Raw genomic sequence first — 25,385 nt, 5'->3', positions numbered from 1 at the left:
GAAGCGTGGGCCTACTGGGAACGCCAGTGCGCGAGAATGCCGCCGATGTCAGCGGACGCTATCGCGGCGCTTGGTCTGATCTTCCGCGAGCAAGACCGCCACACCGACACCGCCTAACCCCGGCACCGAACGCCACGGGGCCTCTCCCAAGCTGGGAGAGGCCCCGTGGCGTCGCTGGGGGGTGTTAGGCGGCCAGGGGCGGCGTCGCCCGGTTCCCCGATGGCGGTTTCCGGCTCCCCGATGCTCTCAGGGGTCGCGGCGGCTGGTGTGGCGTCTTCCGGTGGGATGACCCGCACCCGGTCCCGGTCGAACACCCGCTTACCCGGCTTGCTGTTCGGGAAGATCACCACCTGCGACCGCTCCAACGCCTGAGTGAGCATGCCGCGCCGAATGTCAGGAGTGCCACCGAGCCACCGGCGCATGAGCACGGCCTTACTTTCCGGCTTGATCGGCTCACCCTCGCCCGCGCCCCCGGACAGCTGGGCGCGCCGCTTGTCCAGCTTGGTGATTTGCTCGTCGAGCGGTTCGGACGCCGCTTCCCACTGTGCAAGAGTCATCTTCCGTCGCCCTAGCTTGTTCGCCAACGCCTCTTGAAGTTCCCGGCATGCGGTGAGTTCTTTTTCCACGTGGTCGAGCTCTTCGCACACTTGCGCGCGGGCTGAGGCGATCGCCGCCGCCCAACCGGGGTTGGACAACCGCTTAGCGGTGAACAGCATGAGTTCGTGGTCCACCCTCGCCACGTCCGCATACACCTTCCCGCACCCCCGGCGGGCGGTCGCGCAGTAGTACGACGCGCGCGTCGTGCCGTCCCGGTATTTCTTCGGGCCTTGCGCGTGCGCGGACATCTTCACCCCGCACACGCACCGAAGAATCCCCGTGCCCACGTAGCGCCGCCCCACCTTGCCCGCCTGGCGGCCCCGCTTACGGCCCTTAAACAGCGCCTGCAACCGGTCGTAGGTGTCGGTGTCTAGGATCGGGTCACCCTCCAGACGGCCCACAATCACACCCTCGTGAACGATGTGCCCGCCGAGCGATTCCCGGCGCATCGTCGCCGCCACCGTTGCCGGGATCCACGGCTTACCCGTCACCTGATAGAACCCCGCCTCATTCCACTTCTTCGTGATGTCGGTCTGAGACGCGCCCGCGAGCATCGCGTAAGCCGCGTCCCGCAGCATCGCGCGTTCATGCTCTACCACCGACTCAGCCACCGGGACCCGTTCGCCGTTCTCGCCCCGCGCGTGAAGATCCCACCCGCCGAAACCAAGCCGACGCATACCGCCGGCGATCCGGCCCTGAGAGCGGAACTTTTCGAACCGCCGCTTAATCCGGCGGGAGGTATCCGCGCTGGACCGGGCCGCGTGGGCAACCTCGATCCACAGAATGAACAGATCGTCAGGATTGGAGATATCGCGGGTTCCGTGCGCTGACATGATCTTGAACCCGGCCTTAGCCAGCTCCACCAGCCTGGCCAGGTCCCCCGGCTTACGGAACAACCGATCCAAGTGCCAGACGCAGAGCCCGTCGACTACCTCTGCCTGAATCCGTTCCAAGAGCTTTTCCCACCCTGGGCGACGCACGCCCGGCTTCCACGCTGAGAGGCCGTCGTCCAGGGTTTCGCCCACGATCCCGCCGCGCCGCTCGATAGCGGCCGCGTTATCCTCGTGCTGGGTCTCGATCTTCTCTAGCTCGCCCGTCTCCGGTACTCGCGAAAGCCGCGCGTACGAGTCGTAGACCGGGATCCTTCCGTCGCTAGAGGTGGGCATGTCGTCATTAAGAGTAGGCATGATCGGAACGTATGTCCAGATCTAGCGACTCACCAACGCCACATTGGGGCGGAACAACCAGCCGGGCTCAGGTGATCGCCAGGTCTGTCCGAAGTGGACTGCCCTGCATCGCGCGCCACACGGCCGCCGGGGTCAGCGGCATGTCGGCGTGCCGGACGCCGAACGGGGCGAGCGCGTCCAGCACCGCGTTCACCACCGCGGCGGGGGAGCCGACCGTCGCGGATTCGCCGACGCCCTTGGCGCCGATCGGGTGGTGCGGCGACGGCGTGACGGTCTCGCCCAGTTCCCACGACGGGCACTCCAGGGCCGTCGGCAGCAGGTAGTCCATGAACGAGCCGCCCAGGTGGTTGCCGTCGGAGTCGAAGGCCATCAGCTCCATCAGGGCCATCCCGATGCCGTCCGCGAGGCCGCGGTGCACCTGGCCGGCGACGATCATCGGGTTGATCCGCACGCCGCAGTCGTCCACGGCGACGAACCGGCGCACCGTCACCTGCCCGGTGCCGGGGTCCACATCCACTACGCAGATGTACGCGCCGAACGGATAGGTCAGGTTCGGCGGGCTGTACACCGTGGTCGCGTCCAAGTGCCCCTCGACGCCGTCGGGCAGCGCGAGGTCCGAGTGCGCCGCCAGCGCGATCTCACGGATCGTGGCCCCGCGGCCCGGCACGCCGCGCACGAACCAGCGCCCGCGCTCCCACTCCAGGTCGTCCGGGCTCACCTCCAGCATCGCCGACGCCACCTGCCGCGCCCGCTCGCGGACCTTGCGCGCGACGGTGACCGCGGCCGCGCCGGAGACCGGCGTCGAGCGGGAGCCGTAGGTGCCCAGCCCGAACGGCGTGTTGTCGGTGTCGCCCTGCACCACCTCGACCTCGTCCGGCGCGATGCCCAGCTCCTCGGAAACCAGCTGCGCGAACGTCGTCTCGTGGCCCTGCCCCTGGGACATGCAGGACAGCCGCAGCACGGCCGAGCCGGTCGGGTGCACGCGCAGCTCGGCGCCGTCGGCCATGCCGAAGCCGAGGATGTCCATGTGCTCGCGCGGGCCGGCGCCGACGGCCTCGGTGAAGAAGCTCAGCCCCACGCCCATCAGCTCGCCCCGCGTGCGTTTGTCCGCCTGCTCGCGGCGCAACTCGTCGTAGCCCGCGATTTCCTTGGCCAGCTCCAGCGCGCGCGGGTAGTCGCCCGAGTCGTACTCCCAGCCGGTCGCGCAGGTGTACGGGAACTGCTCGGGGCGCAACAGGTTCCGCATCCGCAGCTCGGCCGGGTCCAGGCCCAGCTCGCGCGCGAGCAGGTCCATCATCCGCTCGACGACGTACACCGCTTCGGTGATCCGGAACGAGCACGCGTACGCTACGCCGCCGGGCGCCTTGTTCGTGTACACGCCGGTGACCGCGCAGTGCGCCACCGGCAGGTCGTAGGAGCCGGTGAACACGTGGAAGAACCCGGCCGGGAACTTCGACGGCTGCGCGGTGCCGTTGAACGCGCCGTGGTCGGCCACCACGTGCACGCGCAGGCCCAGCAGCTTCCCCTCGCGCGTGGCCGCGATCTCGCCGCTCATGTGGTAATCGCGGGCGAACGACGTGCTCATCAGGTTCTCGGAACGGTCTTCGGTCCACTTCACCGGCCGCCCGGTGAGCATCGAGCCGACCACCGCGCACAGATAACCGGGGTACAGCCCGACTTTGTTGCCGAAGCCGCCGCCGATGTCCGGCGCGATGATCCGGATCCGGTGCTCGGGCAGGCCGGTGATGCGCGAGTACATCAGCCGGTGCGCGTGCGGGGCCTGCGCGGTGACCCAGACCGTGAGCTTGCCGGTGACGGCGTCGATGTCCGCCACCGCGCCGCAGGTTTCCAGCGGCGCCGGGTGCACGCGCGGGTAGAGCATGTCCTGGCGGACCACGACTTCCGCACCGGCGATGGCCGCCTCGGTCGCGTCGGCGTCGCCGGAGGACCAGTCGAATATGTGGTTGTCGGTGCGGCCGAGGTCGTCGCGGATCACTTCGGCGCCGGGGTCCAGCGCGGCGAGCCCGTCGATCACGGCCGGCAGCGGCTCGTACTCGACGTCGATCAGCTCGAGCGCGTCCCGGGCGGCGTACCGGTCCTCCGCGACGACAAACGCCACTTCCTGGCCCTGGAACCGGACCTTGTCGGTGGCGAGCACGGCCTGGACGTCGTGGGAGAGCGTCGGCATCCACGCCATGCCGCGCTCCGCGAGCATCGCGCCGGTGAGCACCGCGCGCACCTTCGGGTGCGCCTCCGCCGCGCTGGTGTCGACCGAGAGCAGCCGCGCGTGCGCGTGCGGGCTGCGCAGCACCGCACCGTGCAGCATCCCGGGCAACACGACGTCGTCGACGAACGTGCCACGCCCGCGCACGAACCGCGCGTCTTCCTTACGGGGCAAGGAACCGTAGCCCATCGTGCTGGTCATGACCCGGCTCCGTCCGGGTGCTCGGCCGCCCAGCGGATCGAGCGCACGATGTTCTCGTACCCCGTGCAGCGGCACAGCTGCCCGGAGATGGCCTCGCGGATGGTGCCCTCGCCCGGGTCGGGGTCGTGGTCGAGCAGCCAGCGCGCGGTCATCAGGAGGCCCGGGGTGCAGAACCCGCACTGGATCCCGTGGCACTGCACGAAACCCTGCTGCACGGGGTCGAGCGCCGCGCCGAAGGCGAGGTCTTCGACGGTGCGGACGCGCTTGCCGTCCGCCATCGCGGCGAGCACCGTGCACGACTTCACCGGCACGTCGTCGAGCCACACCACGCAGGCGCCGCAGTTGGACGTGTCGCAGCCCCAGTGGGTGCCCGTGAGGCCGAGGTCGTCGCGCAGGAAGTGCACCAGCAGCAGCCGGGGCTCGACCGAGCGGCGGTACTGCTCGTCGTTCACCGTCACGGTGATCTCCACGCCGTCAGCCCTCCGCCCGCGCCTGGGCCAGGTGCAGCGCGCGCGTGGTCAGCGTGGCCACGAGGTGGCGTTTGTAGTCGACCGGGCCGCGCTGGTCGGCGGCGGGGGAGCAGTGCCCGGCGGCGATCACCCCGGCCTTCTCGAAGCGGTCCGGCGTCGCGGCGCCGCCGCGCAGGAAGTCCTCGGCCTCGGCGGCGACGAAGCGGGGCGCGCCCACGGCGGTGAGCCCGATCCCGGCCTCGGCGACGTCCGGCCCGTCGAGGGCCAGCGCCGCGCCGGCCGCGGCCACCGCCCAGTCGCCCGCGCGCCGGCCGACCTTCGCGTACGCGCTGCCGAGGCCGGCCCGGATCGGCAGCCGCAGCTCCACGAGCAGCTCGGCCGGGCCGACGACCGTGTCGTACGGGCCGGCGAAGAAGTCCCGCACTGGCACCGTCCGCTCGCCCTCTTCACTACGGATCACGGCGGTCGCGCGGACCGCGGCGAACGCGGCCGAGAGGTCCTCCGAAGGGTCGGCCTGGCACAGCGAGCCGCCGATCGTGCCGCGGTTGCGCACGATCGGGTCGGCGATCACGCGCTCCGCGTCGTGCAGGATCGGGAACAGCTCGCCCGCGACGCCGGACGCGAGCAGCTGGGCGTGGCGCACCAGCGCGCCGATCCGCAGCTCGCCCCCGGCCGCCTCGATCGTGGCCAGCTCGGCCAGCTCGTTGACGTCGATCAGCGCCTCCGGCCGCGCCAGCCGCAGCTTCATCATCGGGATCAGGCTGTGCCCGCCCGCGATCACGCGGCTTTCCGGGCCGTACTTGGCCAGCAGCGCGAGTGCGTGCTCGACACTCGAGGCCCGCTCGTACTCGAACTGCGCCGGCACCTGCATGAAGGCGATCGTCCCCGCCGCCGCGGCCGCCCGCAATAGCGGGGTTAAGCAAAGGGTTAATCGCGCGTTGTCCCGGTGTTCGCCCGGGTGGAGCATCAGCGCACCTGACCAACGGTGGAAGCAGGTGCGCGTCATGCGGATCGAGTCCGACGGGCACAGCCGGGGCAACCCGCGGCTGTACGAGCTCGTCGAGGACGCTCCGAAGGAGGGCAAGAGCCCGACGGTGTGGGCTTGGCCCGAGCTGATGGACTTCCTGAAGGTGGCGGGCCGCCCGGTCGCCGGGCCGTGGCCCCCGCACCAGCGGCCGCGCCCGGAGCCGGAGGAGGACACCCTCCCCACGGCCGTCGCCGAACCTCCCGGCCGAGACTGAAGGGGGCCGCGCGTGTACCCGTCCCGGTTCCGCTACGAAGCGCCCCGCTCGCTGGCGGAGGCGCTCGACCTGCTGCACCAGCACGGCGACGAGGCGAAAGTCCTGGCCGGCGGGCAGAGCCTGGTGCCGTTGATGAAACTCCGCTTCGCCTCGCCCGGGCTGCTGGTCGACATCAACAACCTGCCGGGGCTGGCGCACCATGAGCTGGACGCCTCGGGCGCGCTCCACGTCGGGGCGCTGTGCCGGCACGCCGACCTGGAGCGCTCGGCGCTGCTGAAGAGCACCCAGCCGACGATGGCGGCGGCCGCGCCGCTGATCGCCGACCCGATCGTGCGCAACCGCGGCACGCTCGTCGGCTCGCTGTGCCACGCCGACCCGCAGGGCGACTGGGCGGCCGTGGTGCTCGCGCTCGGCGGCTCGATCGTCGCCGCCGGCCCCGGCGGGCGCCGGACGATCCCGGCCCGCGAGTTCGTGACCGGGCCGTTCCAGAACGCGCTCACCCCTGAGGAAATCGCCGTGGAGGCGGTGATTCCCGCGCCCCGCGGCCTTCCCGGCGGCGGCTACCTGAAGCTGGAACGCCGGGTCGGCGACTTCGCCACGGTCGGCGTCGCGGTCGCGATCGAGACGACCGGCGAGACGGTGACCCGGGCCGGCATCGCGCTCACCGGCGTGGGCGGCGCGACCATCGAGGCCGTCGAAGCCGGGCACGCGCTGGTCGGCGGGCCGCTCACGGAGGAGTCCGTGGAGCACGCCGCGCAGCTGGCCGCCGAAGCGGCCCGGCCGAAGTCCGACCACCGCGGCACGGCCGAGTTCAAACGGCACATGGTGCGCACCTTCGTGGTGCGCGCGCTGGGCCGCACGACGGAGAGGGCGGCGTGAGATGACCAGTGTCCACGAAATCCGGGAAGAGGCCGCCGGTGACGTGCCGGTGCGGCGCGTGACGGTGACCGTGAACGGCGAGCGCCGCGTGGTCGAGTGCGAGCCGCGGCTGCTGCTGGTCCACCTGCTGCGCCAGGGCTTACGACTCACCGGCACGCACATGGGCTGCGACACCACGAACTGCGGCGCCTGCACCGTGCTCGTCGACGGCCGTGCGGTGAAGTCGTGCACCATGCTCGGCGTGCAGGCCGACGGGCACGAGGTCACCACCGTCGAGGGGCTGGCCGGCGCGAGCGAGCTGCACCCGCTGCAGGAGGGCTTCCGTGAGGAGCACGGCCTGCAGTGCGGCTTCTGCACGCCGGGGATGATGCTGTCCGCCAAGGCGCTGCTGGACGAGAACCCGGAACCGTCCGAAGAGGACGTCCGCTGGGCGTTGTCAGGCAACCTCTGCCGGTGCACGGGCTACCAGAACATCGTGAAGTCGGTGCTGTGGGCCGCCGCCAAGCTGCGGTCCGAATAGGAGGATCGACGTGTCACAGGCGTTGGACGAGAACAAGATCGGCGGGCTCGGCGCGAGCCGCAAGCGGGTCGAGGACAACCGGTTCATCCGCGGCCGCGGCAACTACACCGACGACATCGTGCTGCCCGGCATGCTGCACCTGGAGATCCTCCGCAGCCCGCTCGCGCACGCGCGGATCAAGTCGATCGACACCAGCCGGGCCTGGGCGATCCCGGGCGTGCGGCTGGTGCTGACCGGCGAGATGGCCGCGACGCGCAACCTGGCGTGGATGCCCACGCTCTCCTACGACACCCAGGCCGTGCTCGCCACCGACAAGGTGCGCTTCCAGGGCCAGGAGGTCGCCTGCGTGGTCGCCGACGACCCGTACATCGCGAAGGACGCCTGCGAGGCCATCGACGTCGAGTACGAGCCGCTGCCGGTGATCGTCAACCCGCTGCAGGCCGTAGCGGAGGGCGCGCCGGTGATCCGCGACGACAAGGCGGGCCAGACCGGCAACGTCATCTACGACTGGGAGGTCGGGGACAAGGCCGGCACCGACCGCGCGTTCGCCCAGGCCGACCGGATTTCCCAGCTGCGCCTGCATTATCCGCGCTCGCACCCGTCGCCGATCGAGTGCTGCGGCTCCGTCGCGGACTTCGACCGGGCGACGGGCAAGCTCACCGTGTACATGACCACGCAGGCGCCGCACATCATCCGCGCCGCCGTGTCGATGGTGGCGGAGCTGCCCGAGCACCTGATCCGGATAATCTCGCCGGACATCGGCGGCGGCTTCGGCAACAAGGTGCCGGTGTACCCGGGCTACGTGTGCGCGATCCTGTGCTCCATCCTGCTGGAGCGGCCGGTGAAGTGGATCGAGGACAAGACCGGCAACCTGATCTCCACCGGCTTCGCCCGAGACATGTACCTCGACAGCGAGATGGCGCTGCGCGAGGACGGCAAGATCCTCGGCGTCCGCATCCACGCCGACGCCGACCACGGCGCGTTCTTCGCCGACGCCCAGCCCAGCAAGTTCAAGATCGGGCTCCTGCACTCGGCGTTCGCCTGTTACGACATCCCGGCGGCGCACCTGACCGCGCGCGGCACGTACAGCAACAAGGCGCCGGGCGGGGTCGCGTACCGCTGCTCGTTCCGCGTCACCGAGGCGATGTTCTTCCAGGAGCGCATGGTCCACCAGGCCGCGTGCGACCTCGGGATGGACCAGGCGGAGTTCCGCCGGCTCAACTTCGTCAAGGCCGGCGCCTTCCCGCACCGCACGCCGTTCGGCTTCCTGGTCGACTCCGGCCAGCCCGAGGCCTGTCTCGACGTCGGGCTGAAGGCGGTGGGCTACGAGGACTTCCTGCGGCAGAAGGAGGAAGCACGCTCGCGCGGACGGCGCCTCGGCATCGGCATCTCCACCATGACCGAGCCGCTCGGCGCCGGCAACAGCCGCGAGTACGACATCCTCGGCATCAAGATGTTCGACTCCGCCGAGCTGCGGGTGCACATGACCGGCAAGGCACTGCTGCGGGTCGGCGCGAAAAGCCAGGGCCAGGGCCACGAAACCACCTGGGCCCAGATCGTCAGCCACGAGCTGGGCATCCCGGCCGACGACGTCACGGTGGAGGAGGGCGACACCGACACCGCGCCGTTCGGCATGGGCACCTACGCCTCGCGCAGCACGCCGGTCGCGGGCGCGGCGATTTCCATGGTGTCGCGCAAGATCCGGGCCAAGGCGCGCAAGCTGGCCGCGCACCTGCTGGAAGTGTCCGAAGAGGACGTCGAGTGGGAGCTGGGCCGGTTCTTCGTGCGCAGCGCGCCGGACCGCGGCGTGACGATCCAGGAGTGCGCGATGGCCGCGTACGGCAACATGCCCGACGGCATGGAGCCGGGCCTGGAGAACAACGCCTACTACGACCCGCCGAACCTGACCTGGCCGTTCGCCGTCTACATCGTGACGGTCGAGGTCGACCCCGAGACCGGGGTGTGGGACGTGCTGAACCTGGTCGCGGTCGACGACTGCGGCGTGCGGATCAACCCGATGATCGTCGAGGGCCAGATCATGGGCGGGCTCACCGAGGCCTACGCGATGTCGAACATGCAGTTCATCACCTTCGACGCCGAGGGCAACTGCGTCGGCTCGAACTACATGGACTACTTGCTGCCCACCGCATGGGAGACGCCGGGTTTCGAGCTGCACAGCGAGGTCGTCACGCCCTCGCCGCATCACCCGATCGGCGCCAAGGGCGTGGGGGAGTGCGCGGCGGTCGGCGGGCCGGCGGCGTTCGTGAACGCCGTGATGGACGCGATCGGCGACACCGGCGTGCGCAACATCGACATGCCGCTGCTGCCGGACCGGGTGTGGGAGGCGCTGCGCTACCGGCGCGACGTCTCCGGCGCGCCGCCGGTGCGGACGGACTGAGGTGACGGGCATGGCGGTGCCGGACAGCCGGGGCGTGCTGGAGCAGGCGGGGGAGCTGGCCCGCCGCGGCGAGGCGTTCGCGCTGGCCACGGTGGTGTGGCGGCAGGGCCCGTCCTCGGGCAAGGAGGGTTGCCGCGCGATCATCACCGCCGCCGGCGAGCTGCGCGGCTGGATCGGCGGGGCCTGCGCCGAGCCGACGGTGGTCCGCGAGGCCCGGCAGGCGCTCGCCGAGGGCACGCCCCGGCTGCTGCTGCTCGGCACCCCGGACCAGTTCGGCGCCGCGGTGCCGGACGGCATGACCGTGGTGCCGATCTCGTGCCAGAGCGAGGGGGCGCTGGAGGTGTACATCGAGCCGGTGGAGCCGGCGCCGCACCTGGTGGTGGTCGGGCGTTCGCCGATGGTCCACACGCTCGTCGAGCTGGCCGCGACGCTCGGCTGGCGCGCGGAGCGGCTGGAGACGCCGGAGCTGGCGGGCGTGACCGCACAGTCCTTTGTGGTCATCGCGACGCAGGGGCACAACGACGAAGAGTCGGTGGAGCGCGCGCTGGCCGCGCGGCCAGCCTACGTCGGCCTGGTCGCGTCGCTCCGTCGCGGCCAGGCGGTGCTCGGTTACCTGGCCGACCGCGGCGTGCCCGCCGAGGACCTGGCCCGTGTGCAGGTGCCGGCCGGGCTGGACCTCGGCAGCGTTTCGCACCGGGAGATCGCCGTCGCGATCCTGGCCGAGCTGGTGCGGGCCCGGGCGGCCCGTGAGACGCCGTCCTTTGCCGGGGTCGCACCGACGCCCGAGGCCGTGGACCCGGTGTGCGGCATGACCGTGCCCGCGGTGGACGCGGTCGAGTACGAGGGGGCCGGGTACAGCTTCTGCTGCTCCGGCTGCCGCGCCGAGTTCCTGCGCGACCCGGCCGTTTACGCGAAGAAGGAGACCCGATGCTGATCCGGAACCAGTTCGAGGTCGCGCAGCCGGTCGAGAAGGTGTGGCGGTTCTTCGACGACGTGCCGCAGGTCGCGGCCTGCCTGCCCGGCGCGGAGCTGACCGAAGACCTCGGCGGCGAGCGGTACAAGGGCCGCGTGAGCGTGCGGATGGGGCCGGTGTCGCTGAGGTTCGGCGGCACGGCTGCGATCACCGAGCGCGACGACGCGGCCAAGCGGATCGTCGTCGACGCCGCCGGCTCGGAGGAGAAGGGCCGCGGCGAGGCGAGCATGGTGGTCACCGCGACCCTGGTCCGCTCCGGGGCCGGCACCCGCGTGGACGTCGACCAGGACCTGCAGATCTCCGGCGCCGCGGCGCAGTACGGGCGCGGCATGATCGCCGACGTCACCTCGGTGCTGATGCGCGACTTCGCCGTGAACATGCAGAACGGCATCGCGCGCGCCGAGCGCGGCGAGGGGCCGGCGACCCGGCACGCGGCCCCGGCCCGCGGTTTCCGGATCGGGCTGCAGGCGGCGCTGATGGCGCTGAAACGCGTGTTCCGCCGGTTCTTCCTGCCCTATCCGAGTACCCCGGCCTGAGGAGGCGACCATGGTCCTGTGGTGGATCGGCAACGCCGTGCTGCTGTTCGTCGTGCTGCCCGTCGTGATCGCCCTGCTCAACCGGGTCCTGGCCGCGGTGGAGCGGATCCGCGCCGCGGCCGACGACATCCTCGCGGGCGGCGGTGAGCTCGCCGGGCGGCTGGAACCGGTGCCCGCGGCGCTCGCCCGCACCGGCCGCACCATCGACGAAGTGGCCGTCGGCGCGACCCGGTACGCGGGCAGCGTCGCGAAGCTGCTGGGCTGAAAGGAATCCCGCCATGCCTGCTGCCGCCTGGGCCACCCTCGCCGTGGCCGCGTTGATCATCCTGTTCGCCGCCGTCGGCCTGCTGCGGGTCATCCTGCACCTGCGGGCGGTCCGGCGGACGCTCGGCTCGGTGCTGGGCGGGGTCACGCTGGTCGCGGAGCGCACCGCGCCCGTGCCCGCCGCACTCGGCTCGGTGAACGCGAGCCTCAAGCCGGTGCGCGACTTCTGCGAGACGGTGTGACCACAATGGACAGTGACCGGGAGAGGAGCGCGTCATGACGGCGGGCTGGATCGTGGGGTTCGCGATCGGGGCCGTGATCGTGCTGGTCGTGGTGGCGCTGGTGGTGCCGATCCTGGCGCTGGCCCGCTCGATCGGCCGCGCGGCCCCGCTGATCGACGAGCAGCTGAAGGCGGCCGAGGCGAACACCGCGGCGCTGACCGGGCTGCGCACCACCATCGACCACGCCGAGGTGATCGTGGCCGGGCTGCGGCGCGGCCGCGCGCGGTTGGGAGGCTAGGCCATGTCCTCGACGGACGAGACCCTGTGGTGGGTCGCGATCATCGCCGGCTTCGTGGTGGTGCTGGCGGTGGCCGCGCTGCTGAGCCTGCTGATCTACTTCGTGAAGATCATCGACCGCCGCGTGGCGGGCATCCGCGAGACCCTGCACGACGCCGCGGAAAACACGCAACACACCGCGCTGATCCCCGAAACGGCCGGCCGCGTCGACGCCGTCCTCGCCGAAGGCCTGCAGCACCACCTGTTCCTCGGCCGGGTGCTCGGAAAGGTGAAGTCATGACCACCACGCTGGTCGTCCTGACCGTGGTCGACATAGTGCTGCTGATCGCGGGGCTCGCGGTCTACCTGTTCTGGGTGGGCACGCTGCTCGCCCGTATCGCGGCGAACCTGGAGGACTGCGCGGAAACGGTCCGCCGCATCAATGTCCACGCCGCGGCGATCGTCCCGGGCGTCTCGCACATCAACCGCACCGGCGGCGTGGTCGCCGGCGCGCTGCCGTTGCTTTACGGGATGGCGGAAGAGATCGTGGTCGGCGCGACCTACACCCCGCCGACGGAGGCCCGGCCCCCGGCGCGGCCCGCTTCCGGAACCCGGCGTTCGCGGTTGCACGACGCGGTGGGGTTCGTGCCCCGCTGAGGACTCGTGAGTGTTTATGACGGTTCTAACCGTCATAAACACTCACGAGCCTGGAACGGGTCGGCGGGTGGGGGCGTTGCAACGCGGGTGGTAGACCGCCGTCAGCTCGCGGACGATCTGCTCGCGGTGGGCGGGCAGGCCGCCCGGGACCTCGTAGGTGCAGATGTGCACCTTCCAGCGCGAGCCGGCGCGCGCGACCCAGCAGGCGGCGCGCGGGTGGCGGAACGGGAAGTGCTCGCGCGAAAGGTCTTCGCCCTGTCCGACGTAGATCACGGCGTAACGCTCGGGCCGGGTGTCCGGGTCCGGTTTGTACAGCACGGCATACACCGCGGCGACGGGCGGCGGGGTCCAGCCGCCGAGGAGGCGGGGGCCGTCGAAGGGGTAGCCGGCGGCCGGGCCGAGGCGGATCACTCGTCCTCGCCGACGGCCTCCACCCGGCCGACCGGGCACGGTGGCAGCCCGGCCGCCGCGGCGGCACGGCGGAACTCTTCCGTCGCCAGCGCGACGGCCTTCTCGCGGTCCGGCGCGTCGACGAGCAGCCGCGCGCCGTAACGGCTGGTGCCGATCCCGCTGGCGATGCCGCCCGCGGGCGCGACCGCGTCGGCCAGCTCCACGATCTCCTCGAGGGTGAACACGCGGTCGCCGTCCGCCTCGATGCCCACACTCCACCGTTTCACACCGGGCTCCTAACCGAGCCCCGGCAGCAGCGCCGCGAGCTCTTCGAGACTGTGCAGGTCGTGCCCGGACACGAGCAGGTCCACGTGCGGGGCGGCCACCATCAAGCCGACCGGGCCGGACCCGGCCGAGCCGCCGTGCGGGTTCGTCCACACGAGACGGTGGCTCAACCGGGCGAGTCTTGCCATCGCGTTCGCCAGCACGTCCGGGTCACCGCGGTCCAGCCCGTCCGAGCAGATCACCACCACGCCGCCACGGCACAGCCCGCGCCGTCCCCAGGTGCGGACGAACTCGTCCAGCGCCGCGCCGATCCGCGTCCCGCCCTCCCAGTCGACGACCGCCTCGGCCGCGCGCGCCAGCGCCTCGTCGACGTCGCGCGTCCGCAGGCGGTCGGTGATCCGGCTCAGGCGGGTGCCGAAGCAGAACACCTCGGCCGTCGCCGCGGCGTGGCGCGCGGAGTAGGCGAACTGCAATAGGTTGCGCGAGTAGTCGGCCATCGAGCCGGAGATGTCGAGGATGAGGATCAACGGGCGTAATCGCGTCCGGCGTTGGCGCCAGCGCAGCTCGCCGGGCTCGCCGAAGCTGCGCAGCGAATCGCGGACCGTGCGGCGCAGGTCCGGCGCCCGGCCGGAGCGGGCCGGGCGCGTGCGGCGGGTGCGCCGGCGCGGCGGGGTCAGCCGGATCCGCGCCATCATCCGCCGGATCGCCGCCAGCTCTTCGGCGGTGCAGGCGCCGAAAGCCTTGTGCTTCAAGGTGTCCACATCGGACGCGGCCAGGCCGAGCACGGTGTCGGTCTCCCGCTCCTCGCCGGTGCGCTCCGGCTCCGGCAGCGCGAGGGCCGCGTCGTCCGCGGCCTGGGCGGTGAGCTGCAGCAGCTCGGCCGCCGGGCCGTCGGCGGCCAGGAAGTAACGGCGGAACACCTCGTCGTACCGAAGCAGGTCCTCGTGCCGCTTGAGCAGCGCGGCGTGCCCGGCCCAGTAGAGGTCGACGAGGTCGCTCGGGTCGAGCGCGGTCATCGCGCGGCAGTACGTGAGCGCGTCACCGGAGCCGACGGGCAGCCCGGCTTCACGCAGCGCGCGGGCGAAGCCGACGAGCACACGCACCAGTGCGGCCCGCTCAGGCACCGGAAGCGACCTCCGCGAGGTGCTCGCGCACCACGTCGAGGTCGTCGCGGTCCTTGACCACGGCGCCGAGCGTGTCGGCGGCCGAGCGCTCGTCCAGGTCGTCCTCGCCGAGGAACCGGAGCATGCGGGCCCAGTCGATCGTCTCGGCCACGCCGGGCGGCTTGGCGAGGTCCAGCTCGCGCAGCCGCCGCACGGCGGCGACCACCTTGTGTGCGAGCGCCGCGGACACCCCGGGCTCGCGCACCAGCACGATCTCCACCTCGCGTTCGGCGGGCGGGTAGCCGAGCCAGTGGTACAGGCAGCGGCGCTTGAGCGCGTCGTGCAGCTCCCGCGTGCGGTTCGACGTGAGCACCACCAGCGGCGGGCTCGGCGCGACGATGGTGCCGACCTCCGGCACGGTCACCTGGAAGTCCGACAGCAGCTCCAGCAGGAAGGCCTCGAACTCGTCGTCGGCGCGGTCGATCTCGTCGACCAGCAGCACCGCGCGGTCACCGGCGCGGACGGCGGCCAGCAGCGGGCGCTCGAGGAGGAACTTCGGCCCGAACAACTGCTCCACCACGTCGTCCGCAGCGGCCTCGCGGTCCTGCAGCGCGCGGATCTGCAGCAGCTGACGGGCGTAGTCCCATTCGTAGAGCGCCTGCGCGGTGTCGATGCCCTCGTAGCACTGCAGCCGGATCAGCCGTCGTTCGAAGACCGCCGCGATCGTCTTCGCCACCTCGGTCTTGCCGACGCCGACCTCACCCTCCAGCAGGATCGGGCGGTGCAGCGACAGCGCGACGAGCAGCGCGGTGGCGAGGCCGCGGTCGGCGAGGTAGCCGCCGTCGCGCAGTGAGCCGGTGAGGCCGGCGACGGTGTCCGGGTAGTCCATCCCCGCGCGCTACGCGTTCTCGTCCGTGCCGAGCACCAGGTCGCGGACCGTGCCGGTGCCGGGCTTGAGCTTGCCCTCCTTGGCCAGCTGCGTCTTCCAGGCGTCGCGCAGGTCGCCGCCCCCGGCCAGCCCCTCGAAGCCGACCGCCGACATGCTCTTGCACGTCCGCTGCGGGCCGCACGCCGCTTCCAGGTCTTCGCTGCTCTGGTCCCGGGCGCTCCAGACCTCGCGCAGGACTTGCAGTGCGTCGTCGTCCATGGCGGCGACGGTAGGCCCGTCGCGGCGCCCGGTCATCGCTGGATTAACCCTTTGCTTAAGGAGTATGGTCCAGTCTCCGGGGTGACAGAGAGTATCTACGGATGACACTGGGCCAGCTCAACGCGTTCGTCCTGGTCGCCAGGCTCGGCTCGGTCACCGACGCGGCCAAGGCGCTGGGCGTGAGCGAGCCCGCGGTGTCACAGGCGCTGGCCGCGCTGCGTCAGCACCACGGCGACAAGCTGCTGATCAAACGCTCAGGCGGGATGACGCTCACCGCGGGCGGCAGCAGACTGCTCCCGATCGCGTCGCAGATGGTAGCGCTCGGCGCGGAGGCCGACGCCGCCGTCCGGCAGGCCAACGGCGTCGCGGCCCGCCTGCAGCTGGCGGTGACCAGCGAGATCGCCGAGTTCGTCGCCAACCCGCTGCTGGAGGCGTTCACCAGGAGATCGGGGAACCAGATCGACGCGTCGGCGGGCCTGGCGCGCACGTCGGAGCTGCCGGTGCTGGTCGCGAACCGGCTCGCGGACGTCGCGCTCGGCCCGAGCCTTTCCGGCGACCCGGGCCAGGACCTCGACAGCGTGCCGATCTTCCGCGCGTCGCTGGTGGTGGTCGGCTCGCCGCACTGCCGTCACCAGGGCAGCCCGGCGCACTGGCCGTGGCTGCTCGATCCGGCGGGCGCCGACGCGGGCAGCGACACCGGGCGGCTGCTGCGCCGGCTGGGCGTCCCGGACGACGCCATCCAGGTCTTCCCGAACCAGACGGCCGCGTGGTCGGCGGCCGCCAGCGGGGGCGGGGTTTCGGTGGCGCTGGAGCACCTCGTGGCGCCGCAGCTGCGCCGCCACGAACTGACGGTCGTCCCGACGCGTCACACACCGATGTCCGTGTGCTGGTTCGTGACCACCTTGCCCACCGACCGCCGCACCGGCGCGGCCAACTCGCTGCGCCACTTCCTCAGCACCCCCGCGGCGATGCACGTGATGCGCGCGCCGGGCAGCGGGGTGCCGCCGTCCCGGTTCCGGCCGCCGGTGTACGTGACGATCTGGAGCTGACGGGCTGGTGCCCGGCTGTGCGGCCGAGGTGACGCGGCCGGGCGAATGAGGGCCGCGGCGCTGCGGGCCCGGCGAATGCGGGGCGAGGCGGCGGGCCCGGCGAATAGGTGGCGATGCGGCACGGGACAGGCGGAATGTGCGGGCCGCGGCGCTGCGGGCCAGGCGAATGCAGGGCAAGGCGGCGGGCCAAGCGAATGGGTGGGGCCGGCCGACGTGGACCAGGCGAAGTGACGTCGCGGGCCGGGGTCCGGGGTCCCGCGTGCGTTGCCGTCCATCGGGCGTCCCCGGATCGTGTGGCGCCCCTGCTCCTCACGATCCGGTGCCGGATGGGTGATTTCCTACCGGGGCGCCGGTTTGCGGGTGTTGCCGGTCACCATGTTCCCCAGGCTCACCCCGACGCCGACTCCCACCTCGGCCGCCCACGCGACGCCGAGGGCGGTCGTCAGTGCGATGCTCAGGACGAGGCCCGGCTCTTCCTTGCGGGACAACAGATGTGCTCCTTCCGTGGTTCTTCGTCCGGGTGCGACCGGGATGTCCTTCACTGGTGCGGTCATGGATCACCGTCCGTCGTGTCGCCTCGTGGCCGTTCTGGGGAGATCCCGTCCAGTCATGCCGCGGCACAACGACCTCAACGCTAGCAACGTCAGCCGGTCCCGCCAGGGCCTTCACTCGGACGTCGCAACGGCGGGGGAGCAGCTTCCTCGTCCGGTCAGGGGAACGCGGGGCGCGGGAGTGACCACATGGGACTGAACCGAGCCGGCCCGGTGAAAAAGCTGGCATCGTTGTCATCCCGGCACCGGACCAGACCGGACCAGACCGAGCCGGGCCGGACTTCGCGGAGTCCGGCCCGGCCCGCCGGGCTCAGTCGATCCGCAGCTCGCCCATCGGGCCCCAGCCCGTGCCAGGAGTGTCGACGCTGACGATCTCCGGGGTGCGGGCGATGACGCCGGGCATCCAGCCCATCGCCGTCTTGAAGTGGGCCGAGCCGACGTGCGCGGAGCCGGCCTCGGGCGAGGCGAAGGCCTCGACCAGCACGAACTGGTTCGGCACGTCGACGCTGCGGGACCATTCGAAGAACAGGTTGCCCGGCTCGCGGCGGGTGGCGAGGGTGAACTCCTCGACCAGGCCGAGCCAGTCCTCACCCCGTTCGGGGCGGATCGTGAACTTGACGACGATGAAGATCATGGGTGCCCTCCGAAGAAACCCAGGAAGTGACCGGCGGGAAACAGTTCCGGGCGTGGGCCGGGCGCCGCGACCACCCGTGCCCACGACCGGCCGGCACCCGGCGGGCGTCCCGCGCCGGGTACCGAGTCCGATGTCCGGGCGTGGGCCCGCACCAGGCGGGCCCCGGCCGGTTCGGGCCGCGCCAGGCGAGACCCGATCCGGTGGGGCCACACCAAGCGGGACCCGAACCGGCAGGCCCGCACCAAGCAGGCCCCGAACCGCTCAGTAGATATTCGACGGCCGCACCATGCCCTCGGCCAGGTCGCCGAAGCCGGGGGCCATGATCGCGCCCGGGTTCCCCAGGATCTCCTCGACCACCAGGGTCTCGGTGGTCAGCAGCAGGGCCGCGATGGACGCCGCGCTCTGCAGGGCCGAGCGGGTCACCTTCAGCGGGTCGATCACGCCGGCCTCGAACATGTCGCAGTACTCGCCGGTCAGCGCGTTGAACCCGTGGCCCGGCTCGGACTTCCCGACCTGCGCCAGTACCTCGTCGCCGTCGTAGCCGGCGTTGATCGCGATCCAGCGCAGCGGTTCCACCAGGGCGCGGCGGACGATGTCGCGGCCGATCGCCGCGTCGCCGCTGAGGTCCAGACCGTCCAATTCGGACCGGGCCTGCACCAGTGCGGTGCCGCCGCCCGCGACGATGCCCTCTTCGATCGCCGCGCCGGTGGCCGACAGCGAGTCCTCCACGCGGTGCTGCTTCTCGCGCAGCTCGACCTCGGTGGCCGCGCCGACGTGGATCACCGCGACACTGCCGGAAAGGCGCGCGATCCGCGCCTGCAGGTTGTCCTGGTCGTGCTCGTTCTCGGCGCGCTCCAGCTCCCGCTTGATCTGCTCGATCCGGTTGGACACCGTGGTTTCGTCGCCCGCGCCGCCGACCATCGTGGTGGTGCCCTCGGTGATGGTGATCCGGTGGCAGCGGCCCAGCTGGTCGAGCCGCACCGCGTCGACGCTCTGGCCCGCGTCCCCGGTGATCACCTCGCCGCCGGTGTACACGGCCAGGTCAGCCAGCTCCGCGAGCCGCCGGTGGCCGAAGCCGGGCGCCCGCACCACGACCGAGCGGAAGGTGTTGTGCACGTTGTTCGCCACCAGCATGCCCAGCGCCGGCCCGTCCACGGTCTCGGCGATGATCACCAGCGGCTGCTGCGTCCTGGTCACCTGCTCGAGCACCGGCATCAGCGTCTGCACCTTCGAGATCTTCTCGTTGGTGAACAGGATGTACGGGTTCTCGAAGACCGTTTCCATCCGGTCCTTGTCGGTGGCCATGTAGGGCGAGATGTAGCCGTTGTCGAACTCCACGCCGTCGGCGAAGTTGACCTCCAGCCCGAACGCGTGCGACTCCTCGACGGTCACCACGCCGCCGAGCCCGACGCGGCCCATCGCCTCGGCGATGATGTCGCCGATCTCCGGGTCGTTGTTGGCCGAGAGGGTGGCGACGTGCGCGAGGTCGGCGCTCTCGGTCACCGCGCGGGCGCGCTCCTGCAGCACCTCGACGACCCGGCTGACGGCCTTCTGGATGCCCGCCTTGAGCAGCTGCGGGTTCGCGCCGTCGTCGACGGCGAGCAGGCCCTCCCGCACGATCGCCTGGGCCAGCACGGTGGCGGTGGTGGTGCCGTCGCCCGCGACCCCGTTGGTCTTCATCGCCACCTCCTTCACCAGCTGCGCGCCCATGTTGGCGAACGGGTTGCGCAGCTGGATCTCCTTGGCGATGGTGACGCCGTCGTTGGTGATCGTCGGCGCCCCGGTGAGCTTTTCGATGACGGCGTTGCGGCCCTTGGGGCCGAGCGTGACCTTCACCGCGTCGGCGAGCGCGTTCACGCCCGATTCGAGCAGCTGCCGCGCTTCGACGTTGAACCGCAGGTCCTTGGCCATGGCTGTCCCTTCCGTGGAGAGGTTGTGGTCGCGGTTTAACCTTCCGCGGTCAGGGCACGAGGATGGCCCGGCCGCGCACTAGCCCGTTGTCCAGATCGTCGAGCGCCCGGGCGAAATCGGCCAGGGGGTACGTGCTGGTGTGCAGCGAGACCTTCCCGCGCGCCGCGAGCACCATCAGCTCGGCGAGGTCGTTGTAGGAACCGACGAGGTTGCCCACGAAGTTGATTTCGGTGGAGATGATGTCGATCGTCGGCACCGCCAGCGTCCCGCCGTAGCCGACCACGTAGTAACTGCCGGCGCGCCGCAGCATCGCCACCCCGGCTTCGATCGCGCCGCCTTCGCCCACGAAGTCGACGACGGCTTCGGCGCCCTCGCCCCCGGTGAGCTCCAGTACCGCCTCGGCCTCCGAGCCGTCGGCCACCACGAGGTGGTCCGCGCCCAGCTCGCCCGCGAGCTTCAGCGCCTCCGGCGACCGGTCGACCACGATCAGCTCGGCCGGCGAGATCGCCTTGAGCACCTGGATGCCGATGTGCCCGAGCCCGCCCGCGCCGATCGACACCACGCGCTCGCCGGGCCGCAGCTGCGCGGCCGCCTTGCGGGCCGCGTGGTACGCCGTCAGGCCCGCGTCGGCGAGCGCCGCCACGTCCGCCGGGGCCAGTGACGCGTCCAGCTTGACCACGGCACGCGCGTTGGTACGCAGGTATTCCGCGTACCCGCCGTCGCTGTCGATGCCGGGGAACAGCGACTGGACACAGTGGACGTCGTCACCCGCCCGGCAGGCCTTGCACAGCCCGCAGGTGGCGAGCGGGTGCAGGATCACCGGGTCGCCGACGGCCACCGAAGAAACCGCCTCGCCGACCTCCGCCACCCAGCCCGCGTTCTCGTGGCCGAGGGTGTACGGCAGCGTGACGCCGGACTTCTCCGCCCACTGGCCCTCGATGATGTGCAGGTCGGTGCGGCACACGCCGGCGCCGCCGATCTTCACCACGACGTCGAGCGGACTCCTCGCGTGCGGGTCCGGGACGTCGGTGAGCTCCGGCGTGCGGTCGTAACCGCGGAGCTGGACCGCTTTCACGGCGACACCTCCTCGCGCGCCGTTCCGGCGATGCGCGCCTCTTCGGCGATGTGGGGGTAACGCGTGTGCAGCAGGCCGCGGCACAGCCCGGCGTTGCCCTCGATGCTGACCCGCACCGCCTTGGCGAACCGCAGCCGGGCGGCGACCCGGTCGGGCGCGATCGCCTCGCCGGTGTCCTCCACCAGCAACGGCGAACCGGGGTCGGTGGGCAGGCCCAGCTCGGCCCGGCGCCGCAGCAGGCTGCTGCGCTCCGGCGATTCCGGGACGTCGCCGAGCCGGCCCGCCGTCAGCGCGTCGATCTGCCAGCCCTCGCCGACCAGCCGGCGCACCGCCCGCTCCAGGCAGGCCAGGTGCGCCTTGCGGCGGAAGGTCAGCCGCAGTTCGGCCAGCTCACCGTTCGCCTGCCCGGGGAACGAACCGCTGAAGCCGGACGACGCCGCGACGCCGGCGTTGATCTCCTCGGCCGCGAAGTGGTCCTCCAGCACGACCTCGACTGTGCCGACGCTCGGCAGCGCCAGCACCGCGTCGTGCGCGTCCGCCACCATCAGGTAGGCGAAGTTGGGCGCGCACACTGTGCCGGTAGATACCAAACCGGCCGGAAGCAAGCAGTTCTCCGGGCCGGTCGCTGTTCCCGGTCGGCTTGCTTCCGGCCTTTTTGGTAAGGAGGTCGGCAGCCGCAGCCGCACGGCGACGGCGTGACCACCGTCGTCGTGCAGCCGCACCTGGACGTCCGAGACGAACCCGAGGCCGGTGATGGGCTCGTCGAGCTCCGGGTCCACCACGGTGGCGAGCGCCCGCCAGACCCGGCCGGTCAGTGTCTCGCTCGTCGCTGCGGTCATGCCGGCACCTTGGGAGCCGAGCCGACCGCCTCACCGGAGTCCGCGGGGGCGCCCGCGAGGCCGGCGGTGACTTCCGCGGGCACTTCGATGTCGTACAGCTTGGCGGCGTTCAGGCCCAGGATCTTCTTCTTGATCTCGGGCGTGAGCGTGCCGTACTCGCTCTGCATGTCCTCGGGGATCTGGAAGTCCACAAAGGATTCCACCAGCCACTTCGGCTGCCAGATCGCGTAGTCGCTGGCGAAGGTGATCCGGTTCTCGTCCAGCCAGTAGAGCAGCTCGCCGATGATCTGCGCGAAGTAGCGCGGGCGGCTGTGGATGAACGGCATCGCGACGGCCAGGCCGCCGTAGACGTTCGGCTCCTGCGTGGCGATCCAGCAGAAGTCCTCCAGCCGCGGCAGGCCGACGTGCTCGATGATGAAGTTCAGGTTCGGGAACGCGCTGGCCGCGTCGTCCACGTCGGCCACGTCGAAGGCGTCGCGGTTGAGCGGGTAGATCGTCGGTCCCTTGTGGACGTGGACGTTGCGGATCCCCAGCTGCTCGCACTTCTCCAGGTAGCGGTAGGCCCACGGGTCGGACAGCTTCCAGCCCTTCGAGTCGCCCTTCCACTCGGCGGTGTAGAGCTTGACGCCCTTGAGGTTCCAGCGTTCCGAGAGCGCTTCGAGCTTGTCCAGGCCGGCCTCGCCGTCACGCGGGTCGAAGGCGCCGTTGACCAGGAACTTGCCGGGGTTGTTCTCCGAGACCGCGCCGTCCTGCTCCGTGGTATTGAAGCCGTTGACGTAGAAGTCGCTGAGGTAGGTCGGCTGGAAGATGGCCTTGTCCACGTAGCCCACGGTGAACAGGTCGTTCAGCATGGTCTCCTCGGAGTACTTGCCGAACTTCTCCAGCGTCCACACCCATTCCGACGGGCTGAGGTTGCGGTGGTAGTCGTAGAAGCACTCGATGAAGCCCTTGCCGTACCGGTTGGCCTGGTTGGCCGGGCTGCCGTCCCAGAAGTGCACGTGGCTGTCGACGATGAAGTAGCTTTCGCCGTCCTTGCGATACATGGGGATCCCTTTCTCGGGGTGGTGCAGGGGCCGGTGCCGGGGCGGGGGCGCGTCGCGCCACACCGCCCCGCCCCGGCCCCCTCGGTGAACCGGTGTCGGGCGCGGGCTACTCGACCGGTTCGAGATCGAAATCGATGTACTCGGCGGCGTCCTCCGGGTTGGCGAACAGGACCGTCTCGTCGTCGAGGTGGACCATGCGCCCGTAGTGGGTGGACATGATCTCCTCGAAGTCGGGCTGGCCGAAGTCGAAGCCGATCGCGTCGGAGATCTCGTCCCAGTTGAAGACGACCTTGTTCTTGCCGTCGACGCGGATCATCGACGGGTACTCGGCGACCGTGACGCCAACCTTCCGCCGCATCACGTCGGCCACCACGTAGCCGTTCTGGTTGTTCATCAGCGTCACGCCGCACATGTTCGAGGCCGTGCGGTCAACGGTGTACTGCCTGCTCGCGGTCATGAAAGCAGTCCTTTCGGCTCGTCGAGGGACAGCTCGTCCAGCAGGGTGCGCAGACCGGTCACCGACGCGTCCCAGGAGTCGGCGAAGGTGACGACCTTCTCGTGCGGCTGCGACCAGATCGGCTGCAGCGTCTTGGCCGCGGCGGTGGCCACCGGCACCCACTTCTCCAGCCAGGAGGCGAGCACCTCCTTGTTGTGCGCGGAGTGCGTCGCGTCGTTGGTGAGCATGGCGAACAGGACGCGGGTGTAGCTGCGGTCCCGCTCGTAGTCGTGCTCGCCCGCGCCGACCAGCGTCGGCGTCACGTAGTCGCCGTTGCGGGCAGCCACCTGCATCACCAGGTGGCTGCGGAACAGCACGCCCACCAGCTGCTCGAACACCACGTTGGCGGCGAACAGCGATTCGGCCCAGTCACCGATCGCGGTGAGCCGCTCGACGGTCTCGCGCACGCCCTGCCACACCGGGTCCTCCTGCCAGACCGCCCGGTGCACCGCGCCGTCGAAGGGGATGTCGGACTCGCTCAGGTCCAGGTTGTAGAGCGCCAGGTCCTGGGCGAAGCGCAGCTTGTGCGCGGTGTTGACCGCGATGGCGTTGTTGATCATGTTGGTCGGCGCGGACCGCTGCTCCGAGCAGAACACGTGCATGCCGAGGCCGTGCTCGGCGTGCATCCACGCGCCCAGGTGCCGCTCGACGAAGCGGGCCCAGGTCGGCGTCCAGTTGTGGTAGGCGCCGGCCTTCTTGGCGTTCTCCAGGTTGAGCTGGATCTGCCGGACCACGTTCGAGTTGTTCCGGTAGATCGTCTGCTCCCACTCCTCGTTGGGGTCGAGGAATTGGTGCCAGTCCGACGACTTGAGCGCGGTCCACTCCTTCGGGTAACCGCCGGGGCCGTCCGCGAAGCCGTAGATCCAGCCCTGCGAGAGGTGCCGCTCCGGGTCGGGCTGGACGTCCATGGTGACGTCCTCGTACATCGTCGCGCGGAGCTTGCGCGGCTTGAAGTAGTTGTAGCTGCGGCTCGTCGAGCTGGGGAACTCCAGTAGCCCGGCCTCGGCGCCGGTGAATTCCGGCTTCGGGAAGCTCTGCGGGGCCTTTTCCGTACTGACCATGAGCACACCTCTCTGTGTGTGTCGGCCTGCTTTCGGGTGGTGCCGCCGAAGGTCAGTCGTCCGCGGCGGCGGTGATCGTGAACTTGTCGTAGAAGACCTGCTCGCCCGGCACGCCCAGACTTTCCAGCAGGGGCAGCGCCGCGTCGACCATGGGCGGCGGGCCGCACAGGTAGACGTCGCAGTCCGCGAGGTTCGCCTCCCGGCGTTCCAGCACTTCGGTGACGAGCCCGGTTTCGCCCTCGCCGTCACCCGGCCAGCCCTCGGGCGCGCTCTCGGAAAGGCACGGCACGAAGGTGAAGTTCGGCAGCTGCCGCGCGAGTTCCGCCATCTGCTCGAGGTGGAAGAGGTCCCGCTCGGTGCGGGCGCCGTAGTAGTAGACGGCCTCCCTCTCGTTGCCGCTGTCCGCCATCTGCTGCAGCAGCGACAGGATGGGCGACATGCCCGCCCCGCCGCCGACGAACACCAGCCGCCGGTCCGAGCTGACCCGCAGGGTGAACGTGCCGTACGGCCCGGTCACCGAAAGCGGGTCGCCCGCGGTCAGGGTTCCTTCCAGCAGCCCGGAGAACTTCCCGCCGGGGTAGCGCTTGATGATGAACTCGAGCACCCCGTCCACGACGGAGGTGTTGGCCATCGAGAACGACCGGTGCTCCTCGGTGCCGGGGATGGCGATGTCGACGTACTGCCCCGGGTGGAACCGCAGGCCGGCCTCGGGATCCAGCTTCAGCCGCACGAGCGAGATGTCGTGGGTGAGGCCGGCGATCGACTCCACCGTGGTCCCCGCCGTGACGACCGGCAGGCCGGACCGGATCATGTCCTCGTCGTAGTTGACCAGCTCGATTTCGAGGTCGGAGTACGCGTGCCCGCGGCAGAGCAGCACGTAGCCCTCTTCGTTCTCGTAGTCGGCCAGCGCGAACGTGGAGTACCGGTCCATCTGCAGGTCGCCTTCGAGCAGGAAGGACTTGCACGCCGAGCACTGCCCCTCCTTGCAGCCGTGCATGAGCATGACGCCCTGCCGGAAGGCCGCGTTGAGGATCGTCTCGTCCTCGTCGGCCTCGATGTCGATGCCGACGGGTTCGAACCGGATCTTGTGCTTCTCGCCCATGGACGGCCTTCCTGGGGTGGGGGCACCCACCGGGGTGCCCGGGACTCGAACCCGG

Annotated in this window: 30 protein-coding genes; 12 read left to right on the top strand and 18 right to left on the bottom strand. The window is 70.9% G+C overall.

The features are described from left to right. Positions 1-113: 113 nt before the first annotated feature. The 4 genes from OG943_RS15485 to OG943_RS15470 all read right to left on the bottom strand — a co-directional run bounded on the left by OG943_RS15485 (position 114) and on the right by OG943_RS15470 (position 5,550). Entirely contained in the window at positions 114-1,784 is a 1,671-nt protein-coding gene (locus OG943_RS15485; RefSeq protein WP_328610471.1) for a recombinase family protein, read from the bottom strand. Positions 1,785-1,851: 67 nt separating this feature from the next. Next, positions 1,852-4,209 carry an aerobic carbon-monoxide dehydrogenase large subunit gene (locus OG943_RS15480; protein ID WP_328610470.1) on the bottom strand — a complete coding sequence of 786 codons (2,358 nt, stop codon included), beginning with the start codon at positions 4,207-4,209 and terminating at the stop codon, positions 1,852-1,854. Beyond that, entirely contained in the window at positions 4,206-4,679 is a 474-nt protein-coding gene (locus tag OG943_RS15475) for a (2Fe-2S)-binding protein (protein ID WP_328610469.1), read from the bottom strand. The genes OG943_RS15480 and OG943_RS15475 overlap by 4 nt, the downstream gene beginning before the upstream one ends. A 4-nt stretch (positions 4,680-4,683) precedes the next feature. Next, complete coding sequence (locus tag OG943_RS15470; RefSeq protein ID WP_328610468.1) at positions 4,684-5,550, bottom strand: FAD binding domain-containing protein; 867 nt, start codon at positions 5,548-5,550, stop codon at positions 4,684-4,686. A gap of 133 nt (positions 5,551-5,683) precedes the next feature. Between OG943_RS15470 and OG943_RS15465 the strand changes: the two genes are divergently transcribed. From OG943_RS15465 to OG943_RS15415, 11 genes are read left to right on the top strand one after another with little or no spacing between them, the layout of a single operon-like run. After that, entirely contained in the window at positions 5,684-5,920 is a 237-nt protein-coding gene (locus OG943_RS15465) for a hypothetical protein (protein WP_328610467.1), read from the top strand. Between the two features lie 12 nt (positions 5,921-5,932). Then, a complete protein-coding gene (locus tag OG943_RS15460) occupies positions 5,933-6,799 on the top strand; it encodes an FAD binding domain-containing protein (protein ID WP_328610466.1) in 867 nt (288 codons plus the stop codon). A 1-nt stretch (position 6,800) separates the two neighbouring features. Further along, positions 6,801-7,319 carry a (2Fe-2S)-binding protein gene (locus OG943_RS15455; RefSeq protein WP_328610465.1) on the top strand — a complete coding sequence of 173 codons (519 nt, stop codon included), beginning with the start codon at positions 6,801-6,803 and terminating at the stop codon, positions 7,317-7,319. Positions 7,320-7,329: 10 nt separating this feature from the next. Next, a complete protein-coding gene (locus tag OG943_RS15450) occupies positions 7,330-9,717 on the top strand; it encodes an aerobic carbon-monoxide dehydrogenase large subunit (RefSeq protein WP_328610464.1) in 2,388 nt (795 codons plus the stop codon). A gap of 10 nt (positions 9,718-9,727) precedes the next feature. Then, complete coding sequence (locus OG943_RS15445; RefSeq protein ID WP_328610463.1) at positions 9,728-10,651, top strand: XdhC family protein; 924 nt, start codon at positions 9,728-9,730, stop codon at positions 10,649-10,651. After that, the gene (locus OG943_RS15440) at positions 10,645-11,226 is read left to right on the top strand and encodes an SRPBCC family protein (RefSeq protein ID WP_328610462.1); all 582 of its coding nucleotides are present in this window, start codon (positions 10,645-10,647) and stop codon (positions 11,224-11,226) included. Before OG943_RS15445 ends, OG943_RS15440 begins: the two co-directional genes overlap by 7 nt. Before the next feature lie 10 nt (positions 11,227-11,236). Then, a complete protein-coding gene (locus OG943_RS15435) occupies positions 11,237-11,491 on the top strand; it encodes a hypothetical protein (protein ID WP_328610461.1) in 255 nt (84 codons plus the stop codon). Positions 11,492-11,504: 13 nt separating this feature from the next. Further along, entirely contained in the window at positions 11,505-11,732 is a 228-nt protein-coding gene (locus OG943_RS15430) for a hypothetical protein (RefSeq protein WP_328610460.1), read from the top strand. A 34-nt stretch (positions 11,733-11,766) separates the two neighbouring features. Continuing rightward, positions 11,767-12,009: a hypothetical protein gene (locus OG943_RS15425; RefSeq protein WP_328610459.1), complete on the top strand. Its 243-nt coding sequence runs from the start codon at positions 11,767-11,769 to the stop codon at positions 12,007-12,009. Between the two features lie 3 nt (positions 12,010-12,012). Further along, positions 12,013-12,288 (top strand): hypothetical protein, encoded by a 276-nt coding sequence (locus tag OG943_RS15420; RefSeq protein ID WP_328610458.1) that lies wholly within the window; start codon positions 12,013-12,015, stop codon positions 12,286-12,288. Continuing rightward, on the top strand, positions 12,285-12,644 hold the full coding sequence (locus tag OG943_RS15415; RefSeq protein ID WP_328610457.1) for a hypothetical protein: 360 nt from the start codon (positions 12,285-12,287) through the stop codon (positions 12,642-12,644). Before OG943_RS15420 ends, OG943_RS15415 begins: the two co-directional genes overlap by 4 nt. A gap of 42 nt (positions 12,645-12,686) precedes the next feature. Here the strand turns inward: OG943_RS15415 and OG943_RS15410 are convergent, their stop codons facing one another. Genes OG943_RS15410 through OG943_RS15390 form a run of 5 tightly spaced genes read right to left on the bottom strand, consistent with a single transcriptional unit; the run spans position 12,687 to position 15,569 of the window. Next, on the bottom strand, positions 12,687-13,055 hold the full coding sequence (locus OG943_RS15410; protein ID WP_328610456.1) for a hypothetical protein: 369 nt from the start codon (positions 13,053-13,055) through the stop codon (positions 12,687-12,689). Next, positions 13,052-13,321 carry a hypothetical protein gene (locus OG943_RS15405; RefSeq protein ID WP_328610455.1) on the bottom strand — a complete coding sequence of 90 codons (270 nt, stop codon included), beginning with the start codon at positions 13,319-13,321 and terminating at the stop codon, positions 13,052-13,054. Before OG943_RS15405 ends, OG943_RS15410 begins: the two co-directional genes overlap by 4 nt. A 9-nt stretch (positions 13,322-13,330) precedes the next feature. Next, the gene (locus OG943_RS15400) at positions 13,331-14,443 is read right to left on the bottom strand and encodes a vWA domain-containing protein (protein WP_328610454.1); all 1,113 of its coding nucleotides are present in this window, start codon (positions 14,441-14,443) and stop codon (positions 13,331-13,333) included. Continuing rightward, a complete protein-coding gene (locus tag OG943_RS15395) occupies positions 14,436-15,311 on the bottom strand; it encodes an AAA family ATPase (RefSeq protein WP_328610453.1) in 876 nt (291 codons plus the stop codon). Before OG943_RS15395 ends, OG943_RS15400 begins: the two co-directional genes overlap by 8 nt. A 9-nt stretch (positions 15,312-15,320) precedes the next feature. After that, positions 15,321-15,569: a hypothetical protein gene (locus OG943_RS15390; RefSeq protein WP_328610452.1), complete on the bottom strand. Its 249-nt coding sequence runs from the start codon at positions 15,567-15,569 to the stop codon at positions 15,321-15,323. Between the two features lie 101 nt (positions 15,570-15,670). On the opposite strand from OG943_RS15390, the gene OG943_RS15385 reads away from it, so the two are divergent. Next, positions 15,671-16,618, top strand: a complete 948-nt coding sequence (locus OG943_RS15385; protein WP_328610451.1) for a LysR family transcriptional regulator — start codon at positions 15,671-15,673, stop codon at positions 16,616-16,618. 338 nt (positions 16,619-16,956) lie between these two features. Here the strand turns inward: OG943_RS15385 and OG943_RS15380 are convergent, their stop codons facing one another. The 9 genes from OG943_RS15380 to OG943_RS15340 form a co-directional block, all read right to left on the bottom strand. Next, complete coding sequence (locus OG943_RS15380; RefSeq protein ID WP_328610450.1) at positions 16,957-17,106, bottom strand: hypothetical protein; 150 nt, start codon at positions 17,104-17,106, stop codon at positions 16,957-16,959. Between the two features lie 373 nt (positions 17,107-17,479). Continuing rightward, complete coding sequence (locus OG943_RS15375; protein WP_091622646.1) at positions 17,480-17,803, bottom strand: putative quinol monooxygenase; 324 nt, start codon at positions 17,801-17,803, stop codon at positions 17,480-17,482. A gap of 261 nt (positions 17,804-18,064) precedes the next feature. Then, positions 18,065-19,714, bottom strand: a complete 1,650-nt coding sequence (groL, locus tag OG943_RS15370; RefSeq protein WP_328610449.1) for a chaperonin GroEL — start codon at positions 19,712-19,714, stop codon at positions 18,065-18,067. Positions 19,715-19,763: 49 nt separating this feature from the next. Further along, on the bottom strand, positions 19,764-20,789 hold the full coding sequence (locus OG943_RS15365; RefSeq protein WP_328610448.1) for an NAD(P)-dependent alcohol dehydrogenase: 1,026 nt from the start codon (positions 20,787-20,789) through the stop codon (positions 19,764-19,766). Next, positions 20,786-21,628, bottom strand: coding sequence for a metal-sulfur cluster biosynthetic enzyme (locus OG943_RS15360; RefSeq protein ID WP_328610447.1), 843 nt, complete (start codon positions 21,626-21,628; stop codon positions 20,786-20,788). The genes OG943_RS15365 and OG943_RS15360 overlap by 4 nt, the downstream gene beginning before the upstream one ends. Further along, positions 21,625-22,671: an amidohydrolase family protein gene (locus OG943_RS15355; protein WP_328610446.1), complete on the bottom strand. Its 1,047-nt coding sequence runs from the start codon at positions 22,669-22,671 to the stop codon at positions 21,625-21,627. Before OG943_RS15355 ends, OG943_RS15360 begins: the two co-directional genes overlap by 4 nt. 106 nt (positions 22,672-22,777) lie before the next feature. Then, positions 22,778-23,128, bottom strand: a complete 351-nt coding sequence (mimD, locus tag OG943_RS15350) for a propane 2-monooxygenase effector subunit MimD (protein WP_328610445.1) — start codon at positions 23,126-23,128, stop codon at positions 22,778-22,780. Further along, complete coding sequence (locus tag OG943_RS15345; RefSeq protein WP_328610444.1) at positions 23,125-24,228, bottom strand: aromatic/alkene monooxygenase hydroxylase subunit beta; 1,104 nt, start codon at positions 24,226-24,228, stop codon at positions 23,125-23,127. The genes mimD and OG943_RS15345 overlap by 4 nt, the downstream gene beginning before the upstream one ends. Positions 24,229-24,280: 52 nt before the next feature. Beyond that, positions 24,281-25,330 carry an FAD-binding oxidoreductase gene (locus OG943_RS15340; protein ID WP_328610443.1) on the bottom strand — a complete coding sequence of 350 codons (1,050 nt, stop codon included), beginning with the start codon at positions 25,328-25,330 and terminating at the stop codon, positions 24,281-24,283. Between the last annotated feature and the right edge of the window lie 55 nt (positions 25,331-25,385).

Source organism: Amycolatopsis sp. NBC_00345 (genome assembly GCF_036116635.1).
Lineage (GTDB): Bacteria > Actinomycetota > Actinomycetes > Mycobacteriales > Pseudonocardiaceae > Amycolatopsis.
This window is presented reverse-complemented; position numbering and strand designations above follow the sequence as displayed.